Annotated in this window: 18 protein-coding genes; 7 read left to right on the top strand and 11 right to left on the bottom strand. The window is 55.0% G+C overall.

Translation table 11 applies throughout. The features are described from left to right. Nucleotides 1-31: 31 nt before the first annotated feature. The 3 genes from AOY24_RS10000 to aegA all read right to left on the bottom strand — a co-directional run bounded on the left by AOY24_RS10000 (nt 32) and on the right by aegA (nt 3,907). A complete protein-coding gene (locus AOY24_RS10000) occupies nt 32-1,072 on the bottom strand; it encodes a DUF1176 domain-containing protein (RefSeq protein ID WP_042999873.1) in 1,041 nt (346 codons plus the stop codon). A 125-nt stretch (nt 1,073-1,197) separates the two neighbouring features. Next, the gene (nudK, locus tag AOY24_RS09995) at nt 1,198-1,773 is read right to left on the bottom strand and encodes a GDP-mannose pyrophosphatase NudK (protein WP_044256903.1); all 576 of its coding nucleotides are present in this window, start codon (nt 1,771-1,773) and stop codon (nt 1,198-1,200) included. 172 nt (nt 1,774-1,945) lie between these two features. Then, entirely contained in the window at nt 1,946-3,907 is a 1,962-nt protein-coding gene (gene aegA / locus AOY24_RS09990; RefSeq protein ID WP_054176574.1) for a formate-dependent uric acid utilization protein AegA, read from the bottom strand. Between the two features lie 212 nt (nt 3,908-4,119). Between aegA and narQ the strand changes: the two genes are divergently transcribed. Beyond that, nucleotides 4,120-5,826, top strand: coding sequence for a nitrate/nitrite two-component system sensor histidine kinase NarQ (gene narQ, locus AOY24_RS09985; protein WP_044256907.1), 1,707 nt, complete (start codon nt 4,120-4,122; stop codon nt 5,824-5,826). Between the two features lie 168 nt (nt 5,827-5,994). Beyond that, a complete protein-coding gene (acrD, locus tag AOY24_RS09980) occupies nt 5,995-9,108 on the top strand; it encodes a multidrug efflux RND transporter permease AcrD (RefSeq protein WP_054176573.1) in 3,114 nt (1,037 codons plus the stop codon). 93 nt (nt 9,109-9,201) lie between these two features. Here the strand turns inward: acrD and ypfM are convergent, their stop codons facing one another. After that, on the bottom strand, nt 9,202-9,261 hold the full coding sequence (ypfM, locus tag AOY24_RS24865) for a protein YpfM (protein ID WP_001386977.1): 60 nt from the start codon (nt 9,259-9,261) through the stop codon (nt 9,202-9,204). A gap of 388 nt (nt 9,262-9,649) precedes the next feature. Here ypfM and AOY24_RS09975 point away from each other — a divergent pair, with 388 nt between their 5' ends. The 3 genes from AOY24_RS09975 to AOY24_RS09965 are packed head-to-tail and all read left to right on the top strand — an operon-like array spanning nt 9,650 to nt 11,364. Further along, nucleotides 9,650-10,006, top strand: a complete 357-nt coding sequence (locus tag AOY24_RS09975; RefSeq protein WP_042999868.1) for an ArsC family reductase — start codon at nt 9,650-9,652, stop codon at nt 10,004-10,006. Between the two features lie 3 nt (nt 10,007-10,009). Continuing rightward, a complete protein-coding gene (dapE, locus tag AOY24_RS09970; protein WP_042999867.1) occupies nt 10,010-11,137 on the top strand; it encodes a succinyl-diaminopimelate desuccinylase in 1,128 nt (375 codons plus the stop codon). Nucleotides 11,138-11,163: 26 nt separating this feature from the next. Beyond that, nucleotides 11,164-11,364: a YpfN family protein gene (locus AOY24_RS09965; RefSeq protein WP_012906607.1), complete on the top strand. Its 201-nt coding sequence runs from the start codon at nt 11,164-11,166 to the stop codon at nt 11,362-11,364. Nucleotides 11,365-11,404: 40 nt separating this feature from the next. On the opposite strand, the gene ypfH is transcribed toward AOY24_RS09965, so the two are convergent. The 6 genes from ypfH to dapA all read right to left on the bottom strand — a co-directional run bounded on the left by ypfH (nt 11,405) and on the right by dapA (nt 17,946). Further along, nucleotides 11,405-12,103: an esterase gene (gene ypfH, locus AOY24_RS09960; RefSeq protein WP_044256912.1), complete on the bottom strand. Its 699-nt coding sequence runs from the start codon at nt 12,101-12,103 to the stop codon at nt 11,405-11,407. A 73-nt stretch (nt 12,104-12,176) separates the two neighbouring features. Next, entirely contained in the window at nt 12,177-14,186 is a 2,010-nt protein-coding gene (locus AOY24_RS09955; protein ID WP_054176572.1) for a tRNA(Met) cytidine acetyltransferase TmcA, read from the bottom strand. 14 nt (nt 14,187-14,200) lie between these two features. After that, entirely contained in the window at nt 14,201-15,067 is an 867-nt protein-coding gene (locus tag AOY24_RS09950; protein ID WP_042999864.1) for a neutral zinc metallopeptidase, read from the bottom strand. A 124-nt stretch (nt 15,068-15,191) separates the two neighbouring features. Further along, nucleotides 15,192-15,905, bottom strand: a complete 714-nt coding sequence (gene purC, locus AOY24_RS09945) for a phosphoribosylaminoimidazolesuccinocarboxamide synthase (protein WP_044256914.1) — start codon at nt 15,903-15,905, stop codon at nt 15,192-15,194. A gap of 111 nt (nt 15,906-16,016) precedes the next feature. Beyond that, entirely contained in the window at nt 16,017-17,051 is a 1,035-nt protein-coding gene (gene bamC, locus AOY24_RS09940) for an outer membrane protein assembly factor BamC (RefSeq protein WP_042999862.1), read from the bottom strand. Nucleotides 17,052-17,067: 16 nt separating this feature from the next. Then, complete coding sequence (gene dapA, locus AOY24_RS09935) at nt 17,068-17,946, bottom strand: 4-hydroxy-tetrahydrodipicolinate synthase (protein ID WP_054176571.1); 879 nt, start codon at nt 17,944-17,946, stop codon at nt 17,068-17,070. A 145-nt stretch (nt 17,947-18,091) separates the two neighbouring features. Between dapA and AOY24_RS09930 the strand changes: the two genes are divergently transcribed. Together AOY24_RS09930 and bcp are read left to right on the top strand one after the other, a co-directional pair. Then, nucleotides 18,092-18,664 (top strand): glycine cleavage system transcriptional repressor, encoded by a 573-nt coding sequence (locus tag AOY24_RS09930; protein WP_042999860.1) that lies wholly within the window; start codon nt 18,092-18,094, stop codon nt 18,662-18,664. Next, nucleotides 18,664-19,134, top strand: coding sequence for a thioredoxin-dependent thiol peroxidase (gene bcp, locus AOY24_RS09925; RefSeq protein WP_042999859.1), 471 nt, complete (start codon nt 18,664-18,666; stop codon nt 19,132-19,134). Before AOY24_RS09930 ends, bcp begins: the two co-directional genes overlap by 1 nt. Nucleotides 19,135-19,317: 183 nt before the next feature. Here bcp and AOY24_RS09920 read toward each other — a convergent pair whose 3' ends face one another. Further along, the gene (locus tag AOY24_RS09920; RefSeq protein ID WP_042999858.1) at nt 19,318-20,382 is read right to left on the bottom strand and encodes an AI-2E family transporter; all 1,065 of its coding nucleotides are present in this window, start codon (nt 20,380-20,382) and stop codon (nt 19,318-19,320) included. Between the last annotated feature and the right edge of the window lie 103 nt (nt 20,383-20,485).

Here is a 20,485-nt window from a genome sequence, read left to right as displayed (position 1 = left end):
GATGACGACTGCGTCGTCATCCGATAAAAAATCAACGCGTGATCCATAGCGTGGGCCAGGCATCTGGCCCATGCCAGCCATCACAGCTCGGCTCTTCGGCATAACGCACCAGACGAAAACGCTGACCGTCAAAACGCCAGCGAGTCTGGATGCCGCAGTCCGTTAATCCTCGCCCTTTTGCCAGGGTAACCAGTTCACGCGACTTCTCATCAAACACGGCGTTCATTAACTCCATGTCATTACTTTCCGCGCCGCTGTTAAACGGTAAACGTAGGCGTACGGCGTGTGAGGCCAGTGGTTTTTTCCGCGACACGATCCACGCCAGATCGATGGTGTTGTACGCTCCGGCTTCGCAGGCGATCATCAACAGGGCTTTGTCATCGGTAAGGGCGGTCACCCGCACCTCACGGCGTGAAGGATCGAGTGAACACTTAATGCCGTTTATTCGCCAGTTGCCGTAATCAAGAAGGTCGTTGCGTTCGTCGAGGGAGAGCGGTGTGGGTGTTGGGTTAACGACGGCTACGCCTTTCAGCGCCGGTGCCGGTGGCACGCTCAGTGGAGGATCGTCCCCTTTTTCAATCCACGCCGTTTCGCTGCCCACCCGCTTCTGCTGCGCGTCGATGAACAACAGCGCCGCTTTCAGCCCGGCCAGCGAAATGGTTTGATTGCCCTTTTGCAGGGTAATCGCCTTCCCGTCCTGAATCGTCAGCAGAAATTCAGCGATAGTCGCCGGGTCGTCTGTCATCAGGTGCCACGGCGTCATTCTCCAGTGATCTGGGCTCAGCGCCAACGGTTTGCCATCCAGCAACAGGCGTGGCGCGATATCCGCTTCGTTGGTGGGCGCGGTCAATCCGCCAAGATCGAGGCGCAAGACGGCATCGGTATGCGCCCCGGCACTGCGGCTCAGCGTCATCACCAGCCCGCCATGTTCACCGGTGTTACGCGCGACACAAAAATTCTGGTTATTACAGGTTACCTGCCAGTCAGAAAAGGCCTGTTGCGCGGGCGCGGCCCACAGCAAGCGGGCCGGAATCAGGCCGAGCAGGAAAAGGAAAATAACGCGATAGCGCATGGACGGTAATAACCCCAGAAGTCAAACGAACAACACAGGTCGTATCTTCGTTGTGCTGTTAACCATGCTCAATCGGATTTGTCGGATAGATTCAATCATTCGTAAAGAAATATAAACCTTATTTATCAATCCATTAAATGGGAAGATTGCAAATAGTTGAGCAATAACACGGTCTTACCGTCTCGTATTTCACCGGTTTTAATCATCTCCAGCGCCTGAGTAAACGGTAATTCCAGCACGTCGATGTCTTCATCTTCGACACCACCCCCCGCGTTAGCACGCTGGCTTTCGCTGTATTCGGCGATAAAAAAGTGAATCAGCTCCGTCACACCGCCGGGAGACATGTACAGCTCAAAGAGCTTGCGCACCTCACCCACTTCATAGCCTGTCTCTTCAATGGCCTCTTTGCGAATGCAGGCTTCCGGCTCGTCGTTATCCAGTAATCCGGCGCAGGTTTCAATCAACTGCCCGCTTTCGTTACCGTTCACCCACGTCGCTACGCGGAACTGACGAATCAGCACCACCGTCTTTTTCTCTGCGTTATACAGCAGGATCGTTGCCCCATTGCCGCGATCGTACACTTCACGTTTGTGGCGGATGACATCGCCGTTCGAGCGGGTCAGATCGTAGGTAATATTGCGCAGGATGAAATAGTTATCAGAAAGGACTTTGTCTTTAACGAGGGTGATTTTTTGCGACATATCGACTCCACAGCATAAGAAGAGAAATTATACTACGCCGTGAAGCCGGTTTTGTCTGTGTAAGATAAGGCTGATTTATGCCGGATAGAGGCGAATGGCAGGCCTGATAAGCGCAGCGCTATCAAGCCTGATGTCGGTTACGCCTTATCCGGCCTACGGGATAGTCAAACGTTTACCGCCCCAGCCAGTCGATGATCCCCTGCGCCGCATGGCGCCCTTCCGCCATCGCGGTGACCACCAGATCGGCGCCGCGAACAGCATCGCCGCCGGCAAAAATTTTCGGGTTAGTGGTCTGGTAACGGTATGCACTCTCCACGTTTGCCGCGATGCGACCCCAGCTGTCCACTTGCACTCCATGGCTCTCCAGCCACGGCATCCCGTGCGGATGGAAACCAAACGCCATGATCACAGCATCTGCCGGCATCACAAATTCACTGCCAGCAATTGGCACCGGACGGCGGCGTCCCTGGGCATCCGGCTCACCCAATTGCGTACGCAGAAAACGAATGCCGCAAACGCGCCCGTCCGCGCTCAGTTCCAGATCGACCGGCTGGACGTTGAACTCGAACTTCGCCCCTTCCTCACGCGCGTTTTTCACCTCTTTCTTCGAACCCGGCATGTTGGCTTCGTCACGGCGATAGGCGCAGGTGACCTGGCTTGCGCCATGACGCAGCGCGGTACGGACACAGTCCATCGCCGTGTCGCCACCGCCCAACACCACCACGTTAAGTCCGGCGGTGTTGATGTACGGCTCTTCAGGACATTCGTCCAGTCCCATCACCTGTTTAGTATTGGCGATCAGGAATGGCAGCGCGTCATAGACGCCCGGAGCCTCTTCGTTAGGCAGGTCGGCCTTCATCGAACGATAGGTTCCCACGCCGACAAATACGGCATCGTAATCCTCGAGCAGCGCCTCCATTTTCACATCCCTGCCCACTTCGCAGTTCAGCTCAAAATGGATCCCCATCGCGCTAAAAATTTCCCGACGACGCGCCAGCAGTGATTTATCCAGTTTGAAGGCCGGGATGCCAAAGGTCAGCAGTCCGCCGATTTCAGGGTGACGATCAAAAACCGTGGCGCTGACGCCGTGACGCGCCAGCACGTCGGCGCAGGCAAGCCCTGCCGGACCGGCGCCAATAATCGCCACACGCTTATCGACCTTCTGGACATGACTCAGATCCGGCCGCCAGCCGTTACCCAGCGCACGGTCAGAAATGTAGCGTTCAATGTTGCCGATCGTCACCGCGCCGTGCTCGTCGCGCACCGTACAGGCGCCCTCGCACAGTCGGTCTTGTGGACAAACGCGCCCGGTGATTTCCGGCAGACAATTCGTCTGGTGAGACAACTCCACTGCCGCATCAATATTTCCGGCTTTCACCAGTTCAATCCACTGAGGGATGTGGTTATGTAGCGGGCAGGTCCATTCGCAAATACTGTGTTCACCACACTTCAGGCAGCGTGAGGCCTCCCGCTCCGCCTGAGCCGTGCGAAACGGCAGATAGATTTCGTCAAAGCTGACTTTTCGCGCGTCGATAGCCAGTTTGTCCGGCTCACCGCGCGCCGGCGTCGCGTGCATTTGCTCAATTTTGCTCATTGCGGGGAAAGCGGTCGCTGTGGCATCCGCATGCCACGGCTGATTCTCCTGCCGGGCAGTACGTAAACGTCGCGCTTTTGCCAGCCGGGTTAACGACCCTTCCGTCACCAGTTGCAGTGCGTCCGCAGGACAGTTCTCCACGCAGGCCGGTCCATTTTCCCGCCCCTGGCAGAGGTCACATTTATGCGCCGTCGCTTTGACCTGATCGTTGGCGACGGGCGTCAGGACGATTTGCATGGTGCCAAACGGGCAGGCCACCACGCAGGATTTACAGCCGATACACTTTTGCTGATTGACCTGCACGCTATCGTTGACGTGGCTTATCGCTCCATTCGGACAACTGCGGGCGCAGGGAGCATCTTCGCAATGGTGGCAGGTCACTGCACTTCGCTGATGCTGATGCCTGATAACCGTGATCCGGGGCTGGTAGTGACGTTGGCTAAGGACGTGTTGCTCTTCATTGTGGGCCAAAACGCAAGCGACTTCACAGGCATGGCATCCCAGGCACTGTTGGCTGTTGGCCATAATAAAACGGTTCATGGCGACCTTCTTTTTTGGTTGTAAAAACCTTATTCTTTATATAAGTGTTGTTATTAACCGACTGACCACACGTCGGCAATGTTCATTTGCCCAGGAAGCACAACTATTTCTACAGAACCTGTGGCAGATCAATTTATTTCAGCCAGAGTGAAATTACGTTTCAGATCTGCGAGAGATTTTTACCGTAAGCACTTTTAAAGGAAATTACGCGTGTGATCGTCAAACGCCCCGTCTCGGCCAGCCTGGCCCGGGCCTTTTTTTACATTGTCCTGCTCTCGATTCTCTCAACCGGCGTTGCGTTACTGACGCTGGCCAGCAGCCTGCGGGATGCCGAAGCCATTAACGTGGCGGGTTCATTACGTATGCAGAGCTATCGTCTGGGGTACGATCTGCAAAGCCACAGCCCGCAATTAAACGCCCATCGTCTGCTCTTTCAACAGGCCCTCAACTCATCGGCGTTAAGCAATCTGAATGCCTGGTATGTGCCTCAGGCGGTGAAAGGTCGCTACGCGCAACTGCATGCCAACTGGCTGGAGATGAATGCCCGCCTGATTGATGGGGATCTGCAGTGGTATCAGAACAACATTAACGCCTACGTCGATAAGATCGATCTCTTCGTGCTGGCCTTGCAGCACTATGCCGAGCGCAAAGTGATGCTGGTGGTGGGGATCTCGCTGGCGGGCGGTATCGGGATTTTTACCCTCGTCTTTTTCACCCTGCGCCGTATTCGTCATCAGGTTGTGCGCCCACTGAACCAACTGGTAATGGCCAGCCAGCGCATCGAACACGGTCAGTTTGATTCGCCGCCGCTGGATACGCACCTTCCCAACGAACTGGGGCTACTGGCGAAGACCTTTAATCAGATGTCGAGCGAGTTGCATAAGCTGTACCGCTCGCTGGAAGCGAAGGTCGAAGAAAAGACACACGATCTCCATGAAGCCAAGCGACGTCTGGAAGTGCTGTACCAGTGTTCTCAGGCGCTAAATACCAGTCAGATTGATGTGCACTGCTTCCGCCATATCTTGCAGATTGTCCGTGATAACGAAGCGGCACTATTTCTGGAGCTTACCGTCGGCGAAAACTGGCGTATCAGTGAAGGTGAAAAACAGGCCGACCTGCCGATGCAAATCCTGCCGGTGACCATGCAAGAGACGGTCTACGGCGAGCTGCACTGGCAAAGTCAGCATGTCGCCAGCGCGATCCCGCTGTTAAACAGCGTATCGACAATGCTGGGGCGCGGCCTGTACTTCAACCATGCGCAGAAACACTTCCAGCAACTGTTGCTGATGGAAGAACGCGCCACTATTGCCCGTGAACTGCATGACTCTCTGGCGCAGGTGCTCTCGTATCTGCGCATTCAGTTGACGCTGCTCAAACGCGCCATTCCTGAGGATAACGCCCCGGCGCAGGCCATTATGGATGACTTCTCGCGGGCGCTGAACGACGCCTATCGTCAACTGCGTGAACTGCTGACCACCTTCCGCCTGACCCTGCAACAGGCTGATTTACCTTCCGCACTGCATGAAATGCTCGAAGCGCTACAAGGACAAACTGCCGCTAAACTCACTCTGGACTGCCGGTTGCCGACGCTGGCGCTCGATGCGCAGATGCAGGTCCATCTGTTACAGATTATCCGGGAAGCGGTGCTCAACGCGATGAAGCACGCCAGTGCCAGTGAGATTGCCGTCAGCTGTGTGACAGCGCCGGATGGCAATCACACGGTGTATATTCGCGATAACGGCGTGGGCATTGGCGAACCTAAAGAACCGGCGGGGCATTACGGCCTGAACATTATGCGCGAGCGCGCGGAACGTCTCGGCGGCACGTTAAGTTTTTCGCAGCCTTCCGGCGGTGGGACGTTAGTGAGCATTAGCTTTCGCTCGACAGAATCAGAAGAGGATGCGAGTCATCTGGCATAAAATCTCACAAAACCGGACGTGAGCATGTGGGAAGCTGACAAACACTGTAATCAGGAATGATAATTTACATTATCTCCTTTTTTTCTCCACGTTTGGCTCGTACCTTCCCGATACAGTGAAGCAAGTCATACCTATAAAGATATGTAGAATAATGAGGTCCTCTTTCTGATGGCGAATTTCTTTATCGATCGCCCCATATTTGCCTGGGTGCTGGCTATTCTGTTGTGTCTGACAGGTACCCTGGCGATTTTCTCTTTGCCGGTGGAGCAATATCCTGATCTGGCGCCGCCAAACGTGCGCATCACGGCAAACTATCCCGGCGCTTCCGCCCAAACGCTGGAAAACACCGTCACCCAGGTCATTGAGCAGAACATGACCGGCCTCGATAATCTGATGTACATGTCATCGCAAAGCAGCGGCACCGGACAAGCGTCGGTTACGCTGAGCTTCGTGGCGGGCACCGATCCGGATGAAGCCGTACAACAGGTCCAGAACCAGTTACAGTCGGCGATGCGTAAACTGCCGCAGGCGGTACAGAACCAGGGTGTCACGGTCCGTAAGACCGGGGATACCAACATCCTGACGATTGCTTTTGTCTCCACCGACGGGTCGATGGATAAGCAGGATATCGCGGACTACGTCGCCAGTAATATTCAGGATCCGCTCAGCCGGGTGAGCGGCGTCGGCGACATCGATGCCTACGGCTCGCAATATTCCATGCGCATCTGGCTGGATCCGGCAAAGCTCAACAGCTTCCAGATGACGGCGAAAGATGTCACCGACGCCATTGAGTCGCAGAACGCGCAGATCGCCGTCGGACAGCTTGGCGGAACCCCTTCCATTGATACCCAGGCGCTGAATGCCACCATTAATGCCCAGTCGCTGCTGCAAACGCCGGAACAGTTTCGCGCCATTACGCTACGTGTCAATCAGGATGGTTCAGAAGTAACCCTGGGCGATGTCGCCACCGTCGAAATGGGGGCTGAGAAGTATGACTATCTCAGCCGCTTCAATGGCAATGCGGCATCCGGTCTTGGAGTGAAACTGGCGTCGGGGGCCAACGAAATGGCCACCGCGACCCAGGTCATTAAGCGTCTGGATGAACTGGCGCAATACTTCCCACATGGTCTTGAGTACAAGGTGGCCTATGAAACCACCTCCTTTGTTAAAGCCTCGATTGAAGACGTGGTGAAAACACTGCTGGAAGCCATCGCGCTGGTGTTCCTCGTGATGTACCTGTTCCTGCAAAATTTCCGCGCCACGCTGATCCCCACCATTGCCGTACCGGTGGTACTGATGGGGACGTTTTCGGTGCTCTATGCCTTCGGCTACAGCATCAATACCCTGACGATGTTTGCGATGGTACTGGCAATCGGCCTGCTGGTGGATGACGCCATCGTGGTTGTGGAAAACGTCGAGCGTATTATGAGTGAGGAAGGCCTCACGCCGCGCGAGGCGACGCGAAAATCGATGGGACAAATTCAGGGTGCGCTGGTCGGTATCGCGATGGTGCTGTCAGCCGTCTTCGTACCGATGGCCTTTTTTGGCGGAACCACCGGGGCAATCTACCGTCAGTTCTCCATTACCATTGTGGCGGCGATGGTGCTTTCCGTTCTGGTGGCGATGATCCTTACCCCTGCCCTGTGCGCCACTTTGCTTAAACCACTGCATAAAGGCGAGCATCACGGGCAAACCGGTTTCTTCGGCTGGTTTAACCGTACCTTCAACCGTAACGCCGAACGCTACGAAAAAGGCGTTGCCAAGATTCTGCATCGCAGCCTGCGCTGGCTCCTGATTTATGTGCTGCTGCTTGGCGCGATGGTGGTTCTGTTCCTGCGTCTGCCGACCTCGTTCCTGCCACTGGAAGATCGCGGCATGTTTATCACCTCGGTTCAGTTGCCAAGCGGCTCGACGCAGCAACAAACCTTAAAAGTGGTACAGGAAGTCGAGAAATATTATTTCACCCAGGAAAAGGATACCGTCCAGTCCGTCTTTGCGACGGTCGGTTCTGGCCCAGGGGGCAACGGTCAGAACGTGGCACGTATGTTTGTACGCCTGAAAGACTGGAGCGAACGCGACCCGACGACTGGCACCTCGTTTGCCATTATCGAACGTGCGACGAAGGCGTTTAACAAAATCAAAGAGGCGCGCGTGTTCGCCAGCAGTCCGCCTGCCATCAGCGGTCTCGGCAGTTCCGCAGGTTTTGATATGGAACTACAAGATCACGCCGGCGCCGGTCATGACGCCTTAATGGCCGCGCGTGACCAACTGCTTCGCCTGGCGTCGCAGGATAGCGCCCTGACTCGTGTACGACACAACGGTCTGGACGACAGTCCTCAGTTGCAAATTGATGTCGACCAACGCAAAGCGCAGGCGCTGGGTGTATCCATTGACGACATCAACGATACGTTGCAGACCGCATGGGGATCGAGCTACGTCAACGACTTTATGGACCGTGGCCGCGTCAAGAAGGTCTACGTCCAGGCGGCAGCGAAATACCGTATGCTGCCAGACGACATCAACCTGTGGTACGTGCGCAATAACAGCGGCGGTATGGTGCCTTTCTCCGCCTTCGCCACCTCTCGCTGGGAGACGGGTTCTCCACGTCTGGAGCGCTACAACGGCTATTCCGCCGTCGAAATTGTCGGTGAAGCCGCACCAGGAGTGAGTACCGGGACAGCGATGGATGTGATGGAGTCGCTGGTGCGTCAGTTGCCGACCGGATTTGGACTGGAATGGACCGCCATGTCTTACCAGGAGCGACTCTCCGGAGCGCAGGCTCCGGCCCTGTATGCCATTTCACTGTTGGTGGTATTCCTGTGCCTGGCTGCGCTGTATGAAAGTTGGTCAGTACCGTTCTCAGTGATGCTGGTGGTGCCCTTGGGGGTCATCGGCGCGTTGCTTGCGACCTGGATGCGTGGCCTGGAAAACGATGTCTATTTCCAGGTCGGGCTGTTGACGGTCATTGGGCTTTCGGCGAAAAACGCCATTTTGATCGTTGAATTTGCCAATGAGATGAATGAGAAAGGACACGATCTGCTGGATGCGACGCTACATGCATGTCGACAGCGCTTACGTCCGATCCTGATGACCTCACTGGCGTTTATCTTTGGCGTACTGCCGATGACGATCAGCAGCGGCGCAGGCTCCGGCGGTCAACACGCCGTCGGGACGGGCGTCATGGGCGGGATGATCTCGGCAACGGTGCTGGCAATCTACTTCGTGCCGCTGTTTTTCGTGCTGGTGCGTCGCCGCTTCCCACTGAAGCCGCGTCCGGAATAACAGACAAAAAAAGGCGACCTGCCAACGGGTCGCCCTTTCTGTGTGATGAATCTCACACGGTATGTTCTGTTATTTGGTCATCCTTCCAGAAATTTATTTGCGAAGCATAACTTCGATAAAATCTTTCCAGTTCCCCAGTTCGCGTTCAATCATAACAACCTCTGCTTCTTATTATGGGTATTCTACAAAAACATTCTCATCTGGTGAAGACAAATTAACCGATTGCTGTGATTACATCCTCCGGGGTGTGGTTGATGTGATTACTATGGCGCGGTCATCATAAATTTTATGTGACTTACTGCAATAATTCGCAACAATCATACCTTATCTGGTACCTCTTCAATTTCGATTAAAAACAAGTGACTGCGTCGGAGAAAATTCCGAATTTTGATTAAGAAGAAAATTCCAACAAATTCAGGAATTATTATTCACATTACTTCAACAATGTTATATTTACCGATCACGATTAAATGACAAGATGTATTATCGGACGTAACGATAATGATGATTATATAATCAGTTTACGTTAATAAGGATGCACATGATTACCCTCTACGGTATTAAAAATTGCGACACCATTAAAAAGGCCCGCCGCTGGTTGGAAGCGCGTGGCATTGACTACCGTTTTCATGATTACCGTGTCGATGGTCTGGACAGCACACTTCTCACTTCATTTATCAATGAATTAGGGTGGGAACCGCTTCTCAACACCCGTGGGACGACGTGGCGAAAACTGGATGAAACCACACGCAGTCACATCACGGATGCCGCGTCCGCCGCCGCATTAATGACTGAAATGCCGGCAATCATCAAACGCCCATTGCTCTGTGCGCCCGGGAAGCCTATGCTGCTGGGTTTTAGTGAATCCAGTTATCAGCAGTTTTTTGACGAGGTGTAGTCTATGTCGTGCCCGGTTATTGAGCTGACACAACAGCTTATTCGCCGCCCTTCCCTGAGCCCGGATGATGCCGGATGTCAGGCGTTGATGATTGAGCGCCTGCGTGCGATCGGTTTTACCGTTGAGCGCATGGATTTTGCGGATACACAGAATTTTTGGGCATGGCGCGGACAGGGTGAGACGCTGGCGTTTGCCGGTCACACCGACGTCGTGCCGGCGGGCGATGCCGATCGCTGGATCAACCCACCTTTCGAGCCAACCATCCGCGACGGGATGTTGTTCGGCCGCGGCGCGGCGGATATGAAAGGTTCGCTGGCGGCCATGGTGGTGGCGGCAGAGCGTTTTGTCGCTCAGCACCCGAACCACAAAGGGCGCCTGGCGTTCCTGATCACCTCCGATGAAGAGGCCAGCGCGAAAAACGGCACCGTTAAGGTGGTTGAGGCGCTGATGGCGCGAAATGAGCGCCTGGATTACTGTCTGGTTGGCGAACCCTCAAGTACCGAAGTCGTGGGTGACGTGGTGAAAAACGGCCGTCGCGGATCGCTCACCTGTAACCTGACTATCCACGGTGTGCAGGGTCACGTCGCCTATCCACACCTGGCGGATAACCCGGTACATCGCGCCGCGCCGATGCTCAATGAACTGGTGAATATTGAGTGGGATCAGGGCAATGAGTTTTTCCCGGCCACCAGCATGCAGATTGCCAACGTCCAGGCGGGTACCGGTAGCAATAACGTCATCCCCGGTGAACTGTTTGTGCAGTTCAACTTCCGTTTCAGTACCGAACTGACTGACGAGATGATCAAAGCGCGGGTGCACGCGCTGCTCGAGAAACATCAGTTGCGCTATACCGTTGACTGGTGGCTCTCTGGCCAGCCGTTCCTGACCGATCGCGGGAAACTGGTGGATGCAGTCGTGAACGCCATCGAGCACTATAATGAAATTAAACCGCAGTTACTGACCACGGGCGGTACGTCCGATGGACGGTTTATCGCTCGTATGGGGGCGCAGGTCGTAGAGCTCGGTCCGGTGAATGCCACGATTCATAAAATTAATGAATGTGTGAACGCCGCCGACCTGCAACTGCTTGCCCGTATGTATCAACGTATAATGGAACAACTCGTCGCCTGACGAGGTTCCTGCAAGAGGTAACGCGCATGGACTGGCTGGCAAAATATTGGTGGATTCTGGTGCTGGTGTTTTTGGTAGGTGTGCTGCTGAATGTGATCAAGGATCTCAAACGCGTCGACCACAAAAAATTCCTCGCGAATAAACCGGAACTTCCCCCGCATCGTGATTTTAACGATAAGTGGGATGACGACGACGATTGGCCGAAGAAAGACCAACCGAAGAAATAAACCAGAGCCGGAAGGGGTTTCCCCATTCCGGCTTTGTCTTTTAGATCATCTCAATTACGTCATCATCGTTCGGCGTACCGCCGCTGAGCGCTTCGTCAAAGTAGTGCTTCGGCACGGTATAGCGCAAATGGTCGAGTGCAAACTGCATGCTACGGTCATCAATCGCGTGACCGAGGTCTTCCACAATATCCAGCGTGACATCCCCACCTGCGCTTAACAGCGCATCCTGGGCGGCTACCGCATGCGAAAGCTCAATGACCCGATCTTCCCCACCGTGAATCAGATGAATCGTGGTGGCGGTCGATGCCGTTTCCGGCAGGCTGGCGTAGCGTCCGTTAAACGCAATCACCCGCGAGGCCAGCCCAGGCTCGGCTTTGATGCTCTCCAGCGCCATAATCGCGCCCTGCGAGAAACCAATCAGCGCCGTGGCATTTGCCCCTACGCCACTCTGTTTTTGCCAGTAACGTACGGTTTCGATAAACACCGGCATGATAGCGTCAATCCGTGCCTGACGGTTCTCTTCCGTCACCCCTTGCACGGAAAACCACTGCCGCCCGGATGCCGGTCCGCTCGGCTCAACGCCGCCGATACTGACCACCAGCGCGTCCGGGAAGAGAGGGGCAAACCACGAACCAATCTCTCCCATCGCAACGGGGTTATCACCCACGCCATGAAACAGCAGCAACAGCTGTTGAGCAGGTTGGGCCGGACTTTGAACAACAAAATGGTCATGTTTCATGGCGATCTCCTTAACTGATGTCGTTAATTCTACGCTGCTCAATCGCAATGACCATGCCAGAAAATTGAAGGAGTTAGTGAAAAAATTGCCATTGCAGAATGCGATTACGGTCATGCTCAGTCCGTGCGGGATCCAGCCCGGCTAACGCCTGCGCCGCCTCTTCCCGCTGACGCTTCAGCAGTGCTTTGCGCCCTGAAAGGCGCAATGTCACACAGAGTTCCGCATCGCTGAGGCGTGCTTGCAGGCTGCCCCGCAGCGCCGGTAGCGGCAACGCGCTGGTCGACAGCAGGCGGTTCAGACCACCGAGAGAGGTCAACAACGGACGGTGCGCGAAAGCAAACCCTGCCAGCGTCTGCCAGTCATCTTCATTAAGCGTAGTCGCTTTCAGCGGTTCAACCGGGATCGCCTCCCCATTCCACCGCGCAAGAATATCCGCATCGCGACGCAAACGGTGGTGCTCATATTCGGCCAGGTGCCTGCCTGCCGCGCTTAGCGGTAAGAGCGCCATTGCGGTATAGCAGCCGCTACTGGCCTCCTTGTGGTTGCCTACCCGCACCAGGATAAAACCACAGCGCTGCCAGAAGCGCCACAGCTCCGGCGTATAGCCAAAGCTCACGGAAAGATAGTCACAGTGTGCCGTATGAGCCTGCGCGATCAGCTGTTGTCCAATCCCCTCACGCTGACGTCCCGGATGGACGGCAATGCGACTGATTCGACGACCGGTCAGGGTAGCCGCCAGCGGATCGCCACCGTGTGCCGCCAGCGACTGCGCGACGAGATTCCCCCGCGGTCGCCGAAATCCTGCCCAGACCGCCTGGCTGAGTTCGGGAGCAAGACCGCCTTCCTCAACCAGCCAGAGTGCCCCGACGATTTCCCTGTCACAGGTGGCGTGGAAAAAATGCTGCCCCGGCGCATCCATCATTCGGCGTAGATCCAGCGGAGAGGTACGATAATGCGCCCCGGAAAGCAGCCGATAGACCGCCAGAGGCATTTCCGGTTGCGTCTGCCAGGCGTCCTGTTCGAAAGGCCTAATCACCATGCAGCCCTGCGGGGTAGTCGCAAAATCGTCATCATCAAAAACCAGCGCGTCGCTAACCCATTTCTCCAGCGGACATCCCTGCGCCCAGCGGACGGGTTGCTGAAGTTCATAACGCTGTCGTTCCGGGAAGCGGGCGCAAAATTTTAACAAAAAGCCGCGTCCGGTGCCTTCGTAGCCCTGTACGGTCGTTGTCAGTAGGGCGCGCGGAAAACGGGAAACCAGACGCTGAAGGAGCGGCGCAGGGATCGCCGCCGCCTCATCCACCACCAGCCAGTCGGCATCAACCTCCGCACTCAGCAGCGCATCTGGCGCCATAAAGCGGAAACGGTCACCGGCAAATTGCGCCAGCACGTCCGTTGCCGCTTTCGCCGGTGCCGTCACAAGGGCGTTGCCCGTAATACGTGAAATCAACTGACCGGCCAGCGCCGATTTCCCACGTCCACGCGCGGCGGTCACCGTGGCGATCCCTTCGGGCATCCGGAGCAGTTTCGTCAGAATAGCGGCCTGTTCCGGCAGCGGCGCACCGGTTGCGGACTGCCAGTGAGGACGTTCTGAAAAATACGGTACGCAAAACGGCTGCGACTGTTGCCAGCACAGCGTCTGTTCATCCGCCGCGATGAGGCGACGAATGCGGTGGATAAAATGGGGAGTCGCAATAGGTTGCGCGCAGTCGCTCCAGCGCAGCGAATCATTATCAGGACAGAGATGCCAGCGCGCCAGTGGCGGCGTGAGTAACACCAGCCAACTGCCCGCGCGCAGCGTTCCGCTTAAGGCAGCAAAAGCCGCCGCATCAAACCCGGCCAGAGCATCGAAAACGGCATGGTGGAATTCACGTCCCAGTAACGTTTGCAGCGCCAGCGGCGTGCAACTGGGTTCGGCGGCGGCATCAGGGGAAACCCATAGCCAGTCGCCGGGCAACGTGTCGCGCAGGTGCTGTACTTGTTCATGGCACCAGGACGCCTCGCCGCTCAGCACCAGCAGGCGGCGAATCCCCTCCCGGGTCATTTGCGCGGTTAACGCATTCAGCGCGGTGTAACCAGACATCCCTGCCTCAGAAGTTAAAAACCTTTACCAAAGGTATTACATTGCGCCGGATTGCCACTATCGAAACCGCGCTTAAACCAGCGATAGCGCTGCTCTGACGTCCCGTGGGTGAAGCTGTCCGGAACGACGCGCCCCTGACTTTGCTGCTGGAGACGATCGTCGCCAATCGCTTCGGCGGCATTCAATGCTTCTTCCAGATCGCCGGACTCCAGTACGCCCTGCTGCTGCATGCTGTTGCCCCAGACACCGGCAAAGCAGTCCGCCTGTAGTTCCATACGGACAGAGAGTTGGTTGATTTCCGCCTGCGAGGCGTTCTGCTGCATCTGACGCACTTTCGGCTCGATGCCAAGCAGTTTCTGGACGTGATGACCGACTTCGTGAGCAATCACATACCCCTGAGCGAAATCACCGTCCGCGCCCAGTTTGTCTTTCATGTCATCGTAGAAGGAGAGATCGATATAGACCGTGCTATCCGCCGGGCAATAAAACGGCCCCATGATGGATTGTCCGGTACCGCAGCCAGTTCGCGTTGCACCACGGTACATCACGAGCTTTGGCGGTTGATAGGTACGCCCCATTTTTTCAAACTGCTGTCCCCAGGAGTCTTCTGTCGTTGCCAGAATCACCGAGGTAAATTTTGCCGCTTCATCTTCATTCGGGCTGATGGAACGCTGAGACTGCTGCTGAGAGACCGGTTGTCCCGTCATCAGTCCGGTTAAATCGACGCCGTAATACCCGGCAACCAGCACGACGATGAGCAGAATAATTCCGCCTTTGCCGCTCGGCAGACGAAATCCTGGCCCGCCCAGAGAGGGACCACCGCCTGAGCTGCTGCGCCTGTCTTCCACATTGTCACTTTCACGACGCCCTTGCCAGCGCATACTTACCTCAACATTCTATTCGTTATGATGATGATCGTAGGCGGTTCAGCGGAAGATTACCACAGGAAAACAAGATTGAAGTGCGAAGAGCGGGTCGGAGAGCATCCCCGACCCGAAAGGTAAGTTAGTCGAGATTCACACCCAGACGACGCGCCACGGTTTCATAGGCTTCAATCAGGCCACCCAGGCTCTGACGGAAACGGTCTTTGTCCATTTTCTCGAGGGTCTCTTTGTCCCACAGACGGCTACCGTCCGGAGAGAATTCATCGCCGAGCACCACTTCGCCTTTGTACAGACCGAACTCCAGTTTGAAGTCGACGAGGATCAGTCCTGCGTCATCGAACATTTTTTTCAGCACATCGTTCGCTTGATAGGTCAGCTCTTTCATTCGTGCCAGATTCTCTTTGCTCACCCAACCAAAGGTTTCGCAGTAGGAATCGTTGACCATTGGGTCATGCATTGCATCGTTTTTCAGGAACAGGTCGAATAACGGCGGATTCAGTTCAATGCCCTCTTCAATACCCAGACGTTTAACCAGAGAGCCTGCCGCACGGTTACGCACCACGCACTCGACCGGCACCATATCCAGCTTTTTCACCAGACATTCGGTATCAGAGAGCAGTCGCTCCATCTGCGTCGGGATACCCGCTTCGGCCAGTTTGGTCATGATGAAATAGTTGAACTTGTTATTCACCATACCTTTACGATCAAACTGCTCAATGCGCGCGCCATCCCCTGCTGACGTATCATTGCGGAATTCGAGCACCAACAGGTCCGGGTTTTCCGTGCTGTATACGGTCTTCGCTTTACCACGATACAACTCAGCTTGCTTTTGCATCTTCATTACTCCTGGGTGTGATCATTTGTATTCAAAACGGGGAATATTATGCCACGCACACGTTTGCGTAGCACGGAAATAAAAAGGGCCGGATTTCTCCAGCCCTGTTTTTTACTTGCTAAACGCTGCCTGGAAGATAGCAACCAGCGCGTCGTTCTGGCTCTGCGTCAGGGTATGCCCCTTCGGATCGATAAACTGCAAGCTGCTGCGGTTGTCTAAATCACCGACCTGCAGTTTGTAGTCACCGGAAGAGAGCCCTGGATCGCGAGCGCCCAGCTCCTGCCAGCCGCTATCGGACAGCGGTTTGTAGGTAACAGCCATACTCCCCTGCGAACGGGTACTGTCGGTCACTTTCATGCCGACTTTCTCCAGTGCTGCCGGGAGGCGCTGCCAGACGACGTTGAATGGGCCACGCACCACCAGCATCGGTAAACCGGTGTCATCCGCGGCGCTCTGCACATCCATCGTGGCGGCAGAACGGTTCTGTGCAGCATTCGCGGCATCAGTCGCGGTCTTATCAAGGCCCGCAGAAATCACGTTCATCATCTCAGTGCTATAACGCTGCAGTGAAGCGGCATCCGCCACAGGCTTACCGGCCTGCTCAAGGTTGACCAGTTTCACCATCACCGCCTGCTGATAGCCCTGCGGTTTAACCGAGATTTGATAACGGCCACGGTACTGCTCGTCTTCGTCCAGACGGTTCCAGTCAACCCAACCGGTTGTCAGCGTCTGGCTGGCATCATCACGTTTTTCAATCGTGTAGTTTTTAGACTGAATCACGCTGACCACCTGCGGCCACAGCGTATTTCCACGCCCGTTTTCCACCAGCAGCGTGGCGGTATCGCCCGCAAACTGGGTCCGGGCACCGGAAACCAGCGCCAGCGGCTGTGCCGGCGGACGGATATCCAACGCTTTCCCAACGGCACCGCTGCCGTTGGTGACCGGAATGTTGTAGTCGCTCGTGGTCACCGGCAGAATCATACCGGCAGGCGCATGAAGTTCAGCAAGCGGTGCGGCTTCCAGATAGGATTCATCACCACTCACCTGGCGCTTGTAGCGCGAGTCAGAACTACAGGCCGCGAGCAGCAAAACAAGCGAAACACCCGCAACCCTGGCCAGGCGCGACTTTTGTACTGAGTAAGCCATCAAATCTCCCTAAACTTTACAGCAAACCGGCATGCTTGAGCGCCGCTTTGACAATTTCACGACCATTGTCTGTGATGGGTGTCATCGGCAAGCGCAGCGTATTGGTCGCCACAAGGCCCAACGCCTTACATGCCCATTTCACTGGGATTGGGTTGGGTTCGACAAACAGTTTGTTATGTAACGGCATCAGACGCTGATTAATGGTACGCGCCTCGGCAAAACGCCCTTCCGCCGCCAGTTTGCACATTTCCGCCATATCACGCGCCGCAACGTTAGACGTCACGGAGATCACGCCATGACCGCCTAACTGCATAAAGTCCATCGCGGTCGCGTCATCGCCGCTGAGCAGCAGAAAATCATCGGAAACCAGCTCTTTGATCTGGTGAACCCGACTTAAGTTCCCTGTCGCCTCTTTAATTGCGACAATATTTTTTAATTCCGCCAGACGACCAACGGTTTCCGGCAGCATATCGCAACCGGTACGGGATGGCACATTATACAGAATTTGGGGCAGGTCAGTATGTTCCGCGATGGCTTTGAAATGCTGGAACAAACCTTCCTGAGTCGGACGGTTGTAGTAAGGCGTTACCGTCAGGCAGCCGACAATTCCGCTGTCATTGAAACGCTGCGTCAGACTAATGGCTTCTGCGGTCGCGTTCGCGCCCGTACCGGCAATCACCGGGATACGCCCATCAGCCAGCTCCAGCGTCATCATCACCACATCGCCATGTTCATCATGACTCAGCGTAGCGGACTCACCGGTAGTGCCAACAGAAACGATCGCCGAGGTGCCACTGGCGACATGATAATCAATCAGTTTTTTCAGGCTTGACCGGCAGACATTACCTTTTTCATCCATCGGTGTAACAAGCGCGACAATACTTCCCGTGAACATGGGCCATCCTCTGTGCAAACAAGTGTCTCAATGTTACGTTTGGTACGACAATAAAAGCAAGCGACGAGAGCCCTTCTGATTGTTGTATGCAGGTTTTTTTTATGCTTTCCTTATGATTACCCCACCTCTCAAAGGAAGAACAGGTTTGACACCTTCATCGCAACATTACCTGGTTATTACTGCGCTGGGTGCCGATCGCCCTGGAATTGTGAACACGATCACCCGCCATGTCAGCAGTTGCGGCTGTAATATCGAAGACAGTCGCCTGGCCATGTTGGGCGATGAGTTTACGTTTATCATGCTGCTGTCGGGTACCTGGAATGCCATCACCCTGATCGAATCGACCCTGCCGTTGAAAGGTGCAGAGCTGGATTTACTGATTGTGATGAAGCGTACGACGGCGCATCCCCGTCCGCCAATGCCGGCAACGGTATGGGTTCAGGTTGATGTACCGGATTCGCCACATTTAATTGAACGATTTACAGCCCTGTTTGATAACCATCGAATGAACATTGCGGAACTGGTTTCGCGCACGCAACCTGCTGAAAATGATAAGGCGGCGCAGTTATACATCCAGATTACCGCCCACAGTCCGGCATCGGATGATGCCGCAAATATTGAACAGGCCTTTAAAGCACTATGTACAGAACTCAATGCACAAGGCAGTATTAACGTTGTTAATTATTCACAACATGATGAACAGGATGGAGTTAAGTAATGAATCCACTGAAAGCCGGTGACATCGCACCGAAATTTAGCTTGCCGGATCAAGACGGAGAACAAGTAAATTTGACCGACTTCCAGGGACAGCGTGTGCTGGTCTATTTCTATCCGAAAGCCATGACGCCAGGCTGTACCGTTCAGGCCTGTGGCCTGCGAGATAACATGGATGAGCTGAAAAAAGCAGGTGTAGACGTGCTGGGCATCAGCACTGACAAGCCTGAAAAGCTTTCCCGTTTTGCCGAAAAAGAGCTGCTTAACTTTACCCTGCTGTCCGACGAGGATCATCAGGTCTGCGAGCAGTTTGGCGTCTGGGGCGAGAAATCCTTTATGGGGAAAACCTATGATGGGATCCATCGCATCAGCTTCTTGATTGACGCTGACGGTAAGATTGAACACGTTTTCGATGATTTCAAAACCAGTAATCACCACGATGTGGTGCTGAACTGGCTGAAAGAAAACGCCTGACTTTCACGCTGCCGGATGACGGCTGACGCCCTGTCCGGCCTACCGTGTGTAGGCCGGGTAATCGGCTGTCTGTTTAAGCGTCCTTTTTTACACTCGCCTTTTTATCTCGCGCTACCTTTTTGCCTTTCGCTCAGAGCGCATCGACTAGCACACAGTTCACCACTTCCCTGTTACATAAACGCATCAGGACTCGTCAACGACCTGCGCATCCGGCCAGGCATGGACAACGGCCTTGATTAACGTCGCCAGCGGAATGGCGAAGAACACGCCCCAGAATCCCCACAGGCCGCCAAAGATCACCACTGACAGGATAATCACCAGCGGATGCAAATTGACTGCTTCAGAAAACAGCACCGGCACCAGCAGGTTGCCGTCCAGCGCCTGGATAATCAAATAGACGGCGAAACAACTCCAGAACTCGGTCCCCAGACCGAACTGGAACAGCGCAACGCCTACCACAGGAATGGTGACTACAAAAGCGCCAATATAGGGAATGAGTACCGAGAACCCCACCAGCACGGCCAGTAGCAGTGAGTAGTTGAGGCCAAACATCAGGAAGCCCAGCCAGGTCGCCACGCCCACCACCACCATCTCCAGCACCTTGCCGCGGATGTAGTTAGTGATTTGCTGGTTCATCTCCTTCCAGACCTGCCCCGCCAGCCCGCGATTACGCGGCAGCACACGACGCACGGCGTTCAGCATTTGCTCTTTATCTTTGACGAGGAAGAACACCATCAGCGGCACCAGCACCAGATAGACCGCCAGAGTCAGCAGCCCGACCAAAGAGGCCAGCGAATATTTCACTACCGAATCGCCCATCGTCAGCATGCGGGTGCGCATATTTTCCGCCATCGCATCGATAATGCCCGCATCCATTAAAGCCGGATAACGACGCGGCAGCGTAGCGGCAAAATCCGACAGTTTGTTCAACATGCCTGGCATGTCGCGAATCAGTAAGATCCCCTGTTGCCATGCCACCGGCATCACCACAAAGGCCATCAACAGCAAAATGCCGACAAATACGATCAGCACGAGAGAGGTCGCCCAGCGGCGCGAGCAGCCGATGGCTTCAAGACGCACCGTTGGCCATTCCAGCAGGTACGCCAGCACAATGGCAACCAGCAGCGGCGCCAGTAATCCGCTAAAAAAGAAAAGAATGCCAAACCCGGCAACCAGAATAACCAGCAAGGCAATCGCCTCGGGGTCGCTAAAGCGACGGCGATACCATTGCATCAACATTTCGAGCATAAAACCTTCCCTGAACCTCAATAGCGGGATTGCGATCCCGAATTGTATCGAAATGTCACAAAAAAGACTTCGCTTTTTATTGCTGATTCTGGAAACTGAAAAG

This window comes from Citrobacter sp. CtB7.12, assembly GCF_001297795.1.
In the GTDB taxonomy this organism is placed as follows: Bacteria; Pseudomonadota; Gammaproteobacteria; order Enterobacterales; family Enterobacteriaceae; genus Citrobacter_A; species Citrobacter_A amalonaticus.
This window is presented reverse-complemented; position numbering and strand designations above follow the sequence as displayed.